Origin of the sequence: Streptococcus oralis (genome assembly GCF_001075875.1) — a bacterium.
GTDB classification, from domain to species: domain Bacteria; phylum Bacillota; class Bacilli; order Lactobacillales; family Streptococcaceae; genus Streptococcus; species Streptococcus oralis_I.
On the sequence record NZ_JUOS01000125.1, the window covers coordinates 1 to 11,462 of the forward strand.

Genomic DNA, 11,462 nt, shown 5'->3' on the forward strand with positions numbered 1-11,462 from the left:
TTTCATCATGTACTTTAGACCAGAAACATCCACACTAAATCTTTTCGAAAGCTGTTTGAAACTTTGTCCTTGCTTTCTTAGTTCATAAATCCGAACTTTATCTTCATAATTCAATTTCATAATAAAACACCCCAAAAGTTAGATTTTTTCTGTATAACTTTTGGGGTGCAGTTCAAATTTCTGATGGGGTTTTTATATTTCTTTCTAATTCTTACCAGAAAAACTTTCGATAAATTCTAGCAATCGTTAAAAGGATAACGTAAAGTATACCTAAGATGGTTAAAACTATTTTTCCAGTACTCAATTCTGAACCGATGATCAATATATGAAAGAGAGAAGCGAGACCGGTACACACATATATCAAATAAGCAATAACATTTATTTCACCAATCCCAGCAATAAAATCTTTAAAATCTTTCATTTAACTTCTCCTACAATCTACTTTTAATTTAAGTATATTATAAACTTCAGAAAATTAAAAGAATGTTCAGATTAAATTTTAAGTTTTTAACATCATCTACTTATGAATTCTGACAATCCAGATGTAGAACTATCCGAAACAGTAAAACCACTGGTTCTACTGTTTCATGTTTAAAATGTTTGACGTTTGGCTTTTCGCTCTGCACGTCCGCGAGCACGACCTTCTGCTCGCTTGGTTTTACGGCGTTTTTCATCGACGGCCCACTGGATTTTTTTCTTATAGCCTGGTTTGACTTTTTTCTTTTTCTTTTTAACCAAGCCAATCATTTCGATGTCCAGTTTTTCCTGTTTCTTCTCACGATTAGCACGGCGGTCACGGTCATAAGTATCTTGGAACTCTCCGTCTTTAACCATCTTAGGAGTAAACTTGATTCCTAGTTTTTCCAACTCACGAATATCTGAGTCATCACTAGGCTGGTAAAGTGTAATGGCTGTTCCTGGTAAACCATTACGTCCAGTTCGTCCGACACGGTGAACAAAGAAAGACAAGTCTTGTGGAATGGCATCATTGATAACGTGGCTGACACCTTCGATGTCAATCCCACGCGCAGCCAAGTCAGTCGCAACGATGTACTCAAAATCAAGGTTTTTCACCTGATTCATGATACGTTTACGTTCACGAGGAGCAATATCTCCGTGAATCTTAGCTACTTTCAAGCCTTGGGCTGTTAAGTATGTATGCAATTCATCTGCACGTGTCTTAGTATTGACAAAAATCATGGCTAGATATGGTTGCATGACTTGAGTCAATTCATAAATCTGGGCATTCTTATCACGACCTTTAGTCGAAATCAACCAGTTATCAATGGTATCTGAGATAACTGTTTTGGTCTTGATTTTTTCCATAACTGGATTAGACAAGTATTTTTTCAAGAATGGTTGCAGTTTTTGCGGAATAGTTGCTGAAAAGACCATAAACTGCAAGTCCTTGGGAAGGCTACCTGCAATCTTATCAACTGTTTCCAAGAATCCCATATCCAAGGTCATATCAGCTTCATCGACTACAAAGGTCTTAGCCTTGTGGATAGCCAAATCACCCGATTTTACCAAATCATAGATACGACCTGGTGTTCCGATAACAATATGGGGCTGGTTGCTTGCCAGTTTTTCAATCTGACGCGCCTTGTCTGTCCCACCCACATAGTTGGCAACACGAATTTCAACTTCTGAATGTGCTGCAATCTGGCGAGCCGCTTGGTAAATCTGAGTTGCTAACTCACGACTAGGAGCTGTGATAACTGCCTGTACACTGTCGCTCTCTTCATCCAACTGTTGGAAAATTGGAAGCAAGAAAGTATGAGTCTTCCCTGAACCTGTTTTTGATTCACCAACCAAGTCTCGACCAGCCAAGACAATAGGAATCAACTTATCCTGCACCTCGGTAGGAGTCGTAAACTTCAACTCCTCCAAAGCTTCTTCTATATATTTTTTAAACTTAAATTTCGTAAATGACATAATATCCTCGATTCTATCTATCTACTCATTATACCACATTTTGATGCATTTCAGTTAAACTTTCAATTTAGATAAACCCACGAAAATTTCAAAATATAGACAAATAAAGACAAGAAAAATACTCTCTGTCCATCATAAACAGAGAGTATCGCTTTTTTATTTAAGATCCCATTCTTTCATTAGCCAATCACAAAACTGTTGATAGCGTTGGTCGAGAGCTTCATGATGCCCATATGCATCAAAGGTGGAATATGTTGAGGGAACTGCTTCTGAAATCAGATCATGAAGTTCCCTTGCAAAAAGAGGAGCCTTAGACAGACGGTTGGAATGATTGGAACCTTCTGTCTGACCATTTTGCAGATAAATAAGGCTTTGGCTCTGCATCAAAGTATGTTCCCTGCAAAAGTCTATAAATTCTGGATACCAGAAAGAACCACAGATAGAAAAGATACAGGTCACAGGAAGATGACTACTATAGAGACTATAAACAGCTGCAAGACCGCCCAGTGAATAGCCACCATAAGCAATCCTACTTTCATCAATCAAGTAATCCTTTTTCAGAGTTGTTAGAATTCCTTGAAAGAGCTTCTGATGGTAGTCGTCTCCCTTCCCACCGAAATCTGGCGCCCCTTCTTTCAACGCACTAGCTTTCCAAGGTGTAAAGTCATCCAGACGATTTTCTGGGATCAAACCCACCAAAATCACAGATTGGGACAGGTCTGACAAATAATCTAGTTCCCCATCGTTTAAGAGCACAACTGGGTAGGCTTGTTTAGAGTCATAGTTTGAAGGAAGACTGACTTTAACACGAATCCCTTCCCAGTTAAACTCCTTATTTCTTGATAAAGTCATTGATTTTTTCAAGGGAATCAATCACTGCTGGACCGTAGTCCATCAACTCATCGTAAGAGATGGTCATGATTTTTTGATTCTTGATTGCTGGTACATTTTCCAAAACAGCATTTGCCTTCATCAAATCCACTGCTTTTTCATCCAATTTTTGATTGCGGTCGCTGGTTACATAGATAATCAACTCTGGATCCATTGATACTAGATTTTCTAAAGTCAAACCAGATGTTCCTGTTGCGACATTTGTGTAACCAAGTTGGTTGAGCAAACTTTCTTGAAGGGCTGACTTGTAGGCACCAAAGGTTTCGTCGTTATAAGCAACCATAATCAAAGCTTTTTTCTTTTCACCCTGTGTTTCTGGATTGGCTTTTTTAACCGCATCGATTTTAGCTTGCAATTGCTCTGCGTATTGGTTTGCCTTGTCTTGGACATTGAAAATGGTACCAAGATTCTTCACATCTTCTACGATATTTCCCAAATCCTGTTGGATATTTGAAAGTGAGGCTTTTTGCGTATAAACAGGGATTTTATTTTCATTCCAAGCACTGATAGTCCCCATTGACTTTTCAGAAAACATCATGTTGCGTCCCATCAAGGCGTCTGGTTCATAAGAAAGAACCGTTTCTTGTGAGACTGATTTTTTATCCCCAATATGAGGGATGGCTTCAATGGCATCCTTGTATTTACCAGTTACTGCATTATCAGGATTAAGCATACCGGCAATTTTATCCTTCAAACCGAGTTCAAGTAGGATTTCAGTTGTTGAAAGATTGTTGGTGATGACCTTTTCAGGTGCCTTTTCAAAAACTTGTTCGACTTCATTTCCTTTGGCATCATAAGTTTTGATGGTTACAGGATAGTTGGTTTCTGTAGTAGATTTTTGACTTGTCTCTGCGCTTGATTGTGTGGTAGCTTTTTCTGTTGCACTATTTCCACAAGCTGCTAAAGTTAAGGTAGCTACTGTTAGGAGCAATATACTAAGTGATTTTTTCATGTTTTGTTTTCCTTTTCATTTTTTATAAATAGTGAATCATAGCTTGCTGATCTTCTGTCCAAGTTACCTTACTTTGGACGTCATAGATAGCCTGCAATGACTCGGGTGTGATGGTCTCTTTTGGAGTTCCTTGGTAAACAATCTCCCCTTCTTTCATTAGGTAGAGATAGTCTGAATAGCGACAAGCTAGCTGAATATCATGCAAGACAGCTAGCACATTGATCTGAAGATTTTTGACAATGGTTAACAAGTCTAGCTGGTACTTGATATCTAAATGATTGGTTGGTTCGTCTAAGAGCAGGAGAGTCGGTTCTTGTGCCAAGGCACGTGCCAACAAAACTCGCTGCTTCTCTCCTCCTGACAAAGAAGAGTAAAGTCGATTTCTCTTTTCGAGCATATCTACCTTGACCAGAGCATCCTCAACCAGAGAAAAATCACTGTCTTTTTCCTTTTGTAAGAAAGAGAGATGGGGTGTTCTGCCCAGCATGACAATTTCCTCAACCGTACAATCAAATTGTAACTGATTAAACTGCGTGACGACTGCCATCTGCTTTGCCGTTTCCTTGACGCTCAATTGTTCCAGTGGCTTTCCATCTAGAGAAATCAAGCCTTGATTCGGTTTTTCCTGGCGATAGAGGAGTTTCAGTAGGCTAGTCTTCCCACTTCCATTGGGCCCCAAAATGGTATGAAATTGGTTGCCCTCAAGTTTAAGTGAGACCCCTTTGAGAATTTTTTTCTCTCCGATTCCAAAGTGAATATCCTGACACATTAAGTCCATATCAGACCCTCACCTCCCTTCGTCTACTTCCAACCATGTAGATAAAGAAAGGTGCACCTACTAAGGCTGTGAAGATACCAATCGGAAGTTCAGCATTCTGAATCAAGACACGAGCAAGAACATCTGCCCAAACGACAAAGAGGGCACCTAGTAAAGTAGCTATCGGAAATAGCCTTCTGTAATTTGTCCCAACCAAACTTCGGGCTAGATGAGGTGTGATAAGGCCAACAAAACCAATAATCCCACAGGTCGATACCAAGATTGCTGTCATTATAGCCACAATCGTCACATAGAGATACCAGTAAAAACGCAAGGGAATTCCCAAGGTCAAAGCCGCCTCATCTCCCATCATCATGGCATTAAAAACACGATATTGGGTAGAGAAAAATAAGAAAGCTATTCCCACTACTACTGTTGGCAAAGTTAAGTGAGCCCAGGAGGTTCCCGCTAAGGAACCCATGGTCCAAAACTTGATGGTCATAACGCTATCAGCATTGGCACCAATAGAGATAATAAAGTTTGAAAAAGCCAAAAATAGCGCATTCACGACCGTTCCTGATAAAATCAGGCTGGAAGTTGTCATCCTGCCTTGCATAGAAGCAATCAGAAGGACTGCAACTGTTGCCACAAGCGCTCCAAGGAAAGAACCTAGACCAATCAAAACTTTAAATCCAAGAATAATACTCAAAGTTGCTCCAAAGGTTGCACCAGCTGAAATTCCTAACACATACGGCTCTGCGATTGGATTATTGACTGTGGACTGCATGACGCTACCACACATGGAAAGGCCTGCACCAACTATCAAACCAAGAAAAACCCGTGGTAATCTCATATTCCAAACAATAGCAAGTGTAGACTTCGAAAGTTCTCCTATATCCAGAGGGGCCCCCATCTTACTCAAAATAATCCGATAAGTATCACTCAAGCTAATTTGAACAGAACCCATAGAAACAGCCAAAAATAGAGAAACTCCCAAAGTTCCGAGCAACAGAGATAGGAGAAAAACATATCGCAGGTTTTGATGGCTTCCAGAAGATTTGGAAAGCATGAAACCCTCCTTTAACAAAAATTAAAATTTTAGACAATTTTCATAAATAGTATACCACATTTCTAAATCAGGAACAAGGCTAGAAAAATGCACAAAAAAAGCCCTCTTAAGTCAGAGAGCTGATTTGAACTCGGGATAAAAACCTAGTGAAAAAGATGAAACTCCTTGTGTTCATCGAACACGGTGTCGTTTCCCTATTTTCATACGGATTTCTTACGCCCTTAGCATCATGATTCTTGCTGGATAAAACGTTTATAGACTAGACGGCAAGCCGAAGATTGTACTTGAGTATATCGAGGTAGGTGACAAAAATAAAAAGACTACTCAATCGAGTAGCCTTACTTTCAAGATATGCTCAATTGAACACGGCCTAAGCACTTGGCAAAAAATAAAAAGCTCCCTGAAGTCAGAGAGCTCATTTGAGCTCGGGCTAAAATCCTAGTGAAAAAGATGAAACTCCTTGTGTTCATCGAACACTGTGTCCTTTCCCTATTTTCATACGGATTTTTAACGCCCTTAGCATCATGATTCTTGCTGGATAAAACGTTTATAGACTAGGCGGCAAGCCGAAGATTGTACAAAAATTTTAGTGAAACAAAAAAATCTCCCCGAAGGGAGAAGATCTGGTTTATTTTACCTTACAGTGCTAGGAACCGTAACCGAAGATTATACTTGAGTATATCGAGGTAAGGTGACAACGCAATGTAAGTGGAAAATAAAGCAGATTAGCGACGAAGTCCAAGAGAGTTAATCAACTCACGGTAACGGTTAACGTCGTTTTTACGCAAGTATGCAAGCAAGTTACGACGGCGACCGATTTTCTTCATCAATCCACGGTAAGTAGCGTGGTCTTTTTTGTGTTGTTTGATGTGTTCGTTAAGGTGGTTGATTTCCCAAGTAAGGACAGCAACTTGAACCTCTACTGAACCTGTATCACCTTCGTGACGTGCATATTGTGCGATGATTTCATTTTTTTTCTCTTTTGAGATTGCCATGATGTTTCTCCTTTTTATTTGGCTTCATCCGAGTGACAGGTTGGCATGCCTGTAACCAAGAAGAAGTTATTTGTCTTTACGACATTTCCTATTCTACCAATAACTAACTTCTTTGTCAACTGATTTACTATTCTTACTGCAAATATGCTATAATATTCATAGGAAGGACATCTAAGTTGATAGTTTTATAACGAGGTGATTACCATGCGTAAATTCTTTAAATATCTCCCCTACTATCTGGTCGTATTTTTCTTTTATTGTCCACTTTATGGATTATTTATACTACTATTACAGAATCCAAAACTAACGGAGCTCTATCTTTTAAATATATTTATCCTTACGCCTATCGTAGTTTTTATAGTTTCGCTTCTTTATAGCTATCGATTTGGTTTTTCACTCTATTGGCTTCTAGTTAGTTGCTTACTCTATGGCTTTACCATCATTACTTTCGGAGAATTTATCCTTCTCTACTTCCTAGCCTATGAAATCTTTGCCCTCGCGGGTATGGCTGTCGGTGTAGCTATTAAGAATCTAATGCAAAAACTGAAAAGCAAAAAACTTTCACAAAATCCTTGAAAAATCTCACAATCATGCTATAATAATGCATAGAGACAAGTCACTTAGCCCCTTTCTACCAGAGAGTGCGTGGTTGCTGTGAACGCATAGGAAGACTATACTGATACTACTCTACTGACTTTTATGCAAACATAAAACGGTGGCTACGTTAGAGCCAATCAGAGGTGTCCCTCTTTTTTGAGGAACATAAATGAAGGTGGAACCACGTTGCGACGTCCTTTTTAGGATGTCGCAATTTTTTATGAGGAGACTAACTATGGAGTTGCAAGAATTAGTGGAGCGCAGTTGGGCAATCCGACAAGCTTATCACGATCTGGAAGTTAAGCATCATGATTCCAAGTGGACGGTAGAAGAAGACCTCTTGGCTTTATCGAATGATATTGGAAATTTCCAACGATTAGTGATGACCAAGCAAGGACGCTACTATGATGAAACACCCTACACACTGGAACATAAACTTTCAGAAAATATCTGGTGGCTAGTAGAACTTTCTCAACGTTTGGATATAGACATCCTGACGGAAATGGAAAACTTCCTCTCTGATAAAGAAAAGCAGTTGAACATTAAGACTAGGAAGTAGTCTCATAATAAAAAGTCAATGCTTAGAAACTATGAAATATAAAAAAGGAGAAAACCATGATTAAAATTACTTTCCCAGATGGCGCTGTTCGTGAATTCGAATCTGGCGTTACAACTTTTGAAATTGCCCAATCAATCAGCAATTCCCTAGCTAAAAAAGCTCTTGCTGGTAAATTTAACGGCAAACTCATCGATACTACTCGTGCTATAACTGAAGACGGTAGCATCGAAATCGTGACACCTGATCACGAAGATGCCCTTCCAATCTTGCGTCACTCAGCTGCACACTTGTTTGCCCAAGCAGCTCGTCGCCTTTTCCCAGATATTCACTTGGGTGTTGGTCCAGCTATCGAAGATGGTTTCTACTACGATACAGACAACCAAGCGGGTCAAATCTCTAACGAAGATCTTCCTCGTATCGAAGAAGAAATGCAAAAAATCGTTAAAGAAAACTTCCCATCTATTCGTGAGGAAGTGACTAAAGATGAAGCGCGTGAAATTTTCAAAAACGATCCATACAAGTTAGAATTGATCGAAGAACACTCAAAAGACGAAGGTGGTTTGACCATCTACCGTCAAGGTGAGTACGTTGACCTCTGCCGTGGCCCACACGTCCCTTCAACTGGTCGTATCCAAATCTTCCACCTTCTTAACGTAGCTGGTGCTTACTGGCGTGGAAATAGCGACAATGCTATGATGCAACGTATTTACGGTACAGCTTGGTTCGACAAGAAAGACTTGAAAAACTACCTTCAAATGCGTGAAGAAGCCAAAGAACGTGACCATCGTAAACTTGGTAAAGAGCTTGACCTCTTCATGATTTCTCAAGAGGTTGGTCAAGGGCTTCCATTCTGGTTGCCAAATGGGGCTACTATCCGTCGTGAATTGGAGCGCTACATCGTCGACAAGGAAATCGCTGCTGGTTACCAACACGTCTACACTCCACCAATTGCCTCAGTAGAACTTTACAAGACTTCTGGTCACTGGGATCATTACCGTGAAGATATGTTCCCAACTATGGATATGGGTGATGGGGAAGAATTCGTTCTTCGTCCAATGAACTGTCCTCACCATATCGAAGTCTTTAAACACCACGTTCACTCTTACCGTGAATTGCCAATCCGTATTGCTGAAATCGGTATGATGCACCGCTATGAAAAATCTGGTGCTCTCACAGGGCTTCAACGTGTACGTGAAATGTCACTTAATGACGGTCACACTTTCGTAACACCTGAACAAATTAAAGAGGAGTTCCAACGTACGCTTCAATTGATTATAGATGTTTACGAAGATTTCAACTTGACTGACTATCGTTTCCGTTTATCATATCGTGATCCTCAAGATACTCACAAATATTTTGATAATGATGAAATGTGGGAAAATGCTCAACGTATGTTGAAATCAGCTATGGATGACATGGGACTTGACTACTTTGAAGCTGAAGGCGAAGCAGCCTTCTACGGACCAAAATTGGATATCCAGGTTAAGACAGCTCTTGGAAAAGAAGAAACCCTCTCTACTATCCAGCTTGACTTCTTGCTCCCAGAACGCTTCGACCTCAAATACATCGGAGCTGATGGTGAAGAACATCGCCCAGTTATGATCCACCGTGGGGTTATCTCAACGATGGAACGCTTTACAGCTATCTTGATTGAGAACTACAAGGGTGCCTTCCCAACATGGCTTGCACCACACCAAGTAACTCTCATCCCAGTATCTAACGAGAAACATGTGGACTACGCTTGGGAAGTGGCTAAGAAGCTCCGTGACCGTGGTGTCCGTGCAGATGTGGATGAGCGCAATGAAAAAATGCAGTTCAAGATTCGTGCGTCTCAAACTCAAAAGATTCCTTACCAATTAATCGTTGGAGACAAGGAAATGGAAGAGAAGGCTGTAAACGTTCGCCGTTATGGTCAAAAAGAAACTGAAACTATGCCGGTAGATGCATTTGTAGAATTGATTCTTACAGACATCGCTAACAAATCACGAGTTGAAAAATAAACGATAAAACCTGGGATAAAAATTCTAGCTAAATAAAGAAGCAACAACTGAAAACGTTGTTGCTTTTTATATTTTGTTTAACCTGAGCTAGTAGTGATTGGTCAAACCACCACAAATAGTATCCTCATCAATAATCCTTTCTATCCATTAACTTTTGGATATAGGATATCCTCCCAGGATTTGCTTCCATGAGTTAGATAAGTTGACTATCCTCAATCCTTGTCTGCTTCATTTTCTTTTGCGCGATCGTTTTGTAAATCTTTTTCAGAGAGTTTTTGTTCGATATACTTGTCAATGTTTTCGTAAAATTCCTTGGTCGTCTCACTATCTAATTTTGCCGAATTATGGAATTGCTTGACTTTCAATTGAACAGATTGAATACCGTAAGAGGCTTGTTTTTGGCGAATGGTTTCTAATTCTTCTTCTGAAATCGGATCTCCAACAACCGTCAAGACCAATTCATTATTACTTGACTTGTAGACTTGATTAATGACCGTATGATTGGCGAACTCATTTCCTACAAACTGTTTGATCCCTTCTTTTCGCGCTTGATCCATCGTCAGAGTGACTGCTGAATAGCTGGCTGGAAGGACCAATAATACAATCAAGGATATCAACCCAATTCTCAATTTAATGCTTAGCTCATTAAATGAACTTAAGGGAGATTTTCTCATAAAAATTCTTGTTCCAACAATGTTGATTAGCATGATAAAGACACAGTTGATCAAGAAAAGATAAAGGGCCCCAAATAAAAATCGTACATTTCCATTAGCTAAACCATAGCCTGCAGTGCAGATAGGTGGCATCAGAGCTGTTGCGATGGCTACTCCTGGTACGATATTGTTTGCTTCTTTTTTCCTTGAACCAATGAACCCTGCTATCCCACCCGCAATAGCAATGAGAACATCCCAAATGGTTGGAGAGGTTCGTGCAATCAACTCGCTACTTGCATAAGATAAGGGAGACATCCAGAAATACAAAGTCGAGACAAGTAAACTGACCAATACTTGAGTAAATAAAATCTCTAGAGATTGCTTGATTAAACGCGTATCAAAAATAGCTAAACCAAACCCCAGTCCAACAATCGGTGTCATAAGAGGGGAAATCAGCATGGCTCCAATAACGACAGCTGTTGAATTCATATTTAGACCTATAGAGGCAATAAAAATCGAACACATCAAAATCAGTGTATCTCTTAATCGAACATGAAGGTCATCATATAGTTTCTCGCGGAATTCACGTGTTGAATAGTTTCCGGACATTGGTTACTCCTTTTATTTCATATAATCTTGTTTCTGAATGGATGATGGTAGAGAGACTTCTGTCCAAACTGACATATTTTTAATTCTTACCTGTGATTCTTTTAAACATTATCTTTTAAATATCCGTCAGTCCATCCTACATATTATATCAAAAATTTTACAGTCTTTCCCTGAAGAAATCAATTAATTTAAAAGATAGAGAAGGGAAGAAATTTTTGTATCCTTATCCGAAGAAGAAGAAAAACGATATCTCCTCTGAAAGTAGATAGCTTTTTAATGTTTAAAGATGATGAGTTTGTAGCAGCAATCCTAGCTGATATCGCCAATAAATCACCTGTTGAGAAATAAGAGTTAAAACCTGGTACAAAATCCCAGCTACTAAAAAAGAGGCTGGGACAAAAGTCCTAGCCTCTCAATTGTCTTTGGATTGTCGAGCAAGACGCAG

At 39.5% G+C, this 11,462-nt stretch carries 12 protein-coding genes; 3 read left to right on the top strand and 9 right to left on the bottom strand.

What is annotated here, in order from left to right; genetic code table 11:
• The 8 genes from ADM33_RS11740 to rpsO form a co-directional block, all read right to left on the bottom strand.
• On the bottom strand, positions 1-120 hold a 120-nt coding region (locus tag ADM33_RS11740; RefSeq protein ID WP_239684822.1), incomplete at its 3' end, for a fucose isomerase.
• Between the two features lie 91 nt (positions 121-211).
• Positions 212-421 (bottom strand): hypothetical protein, encoded by a 210-nt coding sequence (locus ADM33_RS07100; protein WP_049504090.1) that lies wholly within the window; start codon positions 419-421, stop codon positions 212-214.
• A gap of 170 nt (positions 422-591) precedes the next feature.
• Positions 592-1,935, bottom strand: coding sequence for a DEAD/DEAH box helicase (locus tag ADM33_RS07105; RefSeq protein ID WP_049504091.1), 1,344 nt, complete (start codon positions 1,933-1,935; stop codon positions 592-594).
• Between the two features lie 156 nt (positions 1,936-2,091).
• A complete protein-coding gene (locus ADM33_RS07110; RefSeq protein ID WP_049504093.1) occupies positions 2,092-2,787 on the bottom strand; it encodes an alpha/beta hydrolase-fold protein in 696 nt (231 codons plus the stop codon).
• The gene (locus tag ADM33_RS07115) at positions 2,768-3,778 is read right to left on the bottom strand and encodes an ABC transporter substrate-binding protein (protein WP_049504095.1); all 1,011 of its coding nucleotides are present in this window, start codon (positions 3,776-3,778) and stop codon (positions 2,768-2,770) included. The genes ADM33_RS07110 and ADM33_RS07115 overlap by 20 nt, the downstream gene beginning before the upstream one ends.
• A gap of 22 nt (positions 3,779-3,800) precedes the next feature.
• Positions 3,801-4,556 carry an ABC transporter ATP-binding protein gene (locus ADM33_RS07120; protein WP_049504096.1) on the bottom strand — a complete coding sequence of 252 codons (756 nt, stop codon included), beginning with the start codon at positions 4,554-4,556 and terminating at the stop codon, positions 3,801-3,803.
• Position 4,557: 1 nt separating this feature from the next.
• Entirely contained in the window at positions 4,558-5,604 is a 1,047-nt protein-coding gene (locus ADM33_RS07125) for a FecCD family ABC transporter permease (RefSeq protein WP_049504098.1), read from the bottom strand.
• 725 nt (positions 5,605-6,329) lie between these two features.
• Positions 6,330-6,599, bottom strand: a complete 270-nt coding sequence (gene rpsO / locus ADM33_RS07130) for a 30S ribosomal protein S15 (RefSeq protein WP_001018251.1) — start codon at positions 6,597-6,599, stop codon at positions 6,330-6,332.
• A gap of 204 nt (positions 6,600-6,803) precedes the next feature.
• On the opposite strand from rpsO, the gene ADM33_RS07135 reads away from it, so the two are divergent.
• The 3 genes from ADM33_RS07135 to thrS all read left to right on the top strand — a co-directional run bounded on the left by ADM33_RS07135 (position 6,804) and on the right by thrS (position 9,755).
• Complete coding sequence (locus tag ADM33_RS07135; protein ID WP_049504101.1) at positions 6,804-7,175, top strand: hypothetical protein; 372 nt, start codon at positions 6,804-6,806, stop codon at positions 7,173-7,175.
• Between the two features lie 256 nt (positions 7,176-7,431).
• Positions 7,432-7,755, top strand: a complete 324-nt coding sequence (locus ADM33_RS07140; RefSeq protein WP_004251229.1) for a MazG-like protein — start codon at positions 7,432-7,434, stop codon at positions 7,753-7,755.
• A gap of 56 nt (positions 7,756-7,811) precedes the next feature.
• Positions 7,812-9,755, top strand: a complete 1,944-nt coding sequence (gene thrS, locus ADM33_RS07145; RefSeq protein WP_049504102.1) for a threonine--tRNA ligase — start codon at positions 7,812-7,814, stop codon at positions 9,753-9,755.
• A gap of 212 nt (positions 9,756-9,967) precedes the next feature.
• Here thrS and ADM33_RS07150 read toward each other — a convergent pair whose 3' ends face one another.
• Complete coding sequence (locus tag ADM33_RS07150) at positions 9,968-11,017, bottom strand: DUF389 domain-containing protein (protein WP_049504104.1); 1,050 nt, start codon at positions 11,015-11,017, stop codon at positions 9,968-9,970.
• Positions 11,018-11,462: the final 445 nt, after the last annotated feature.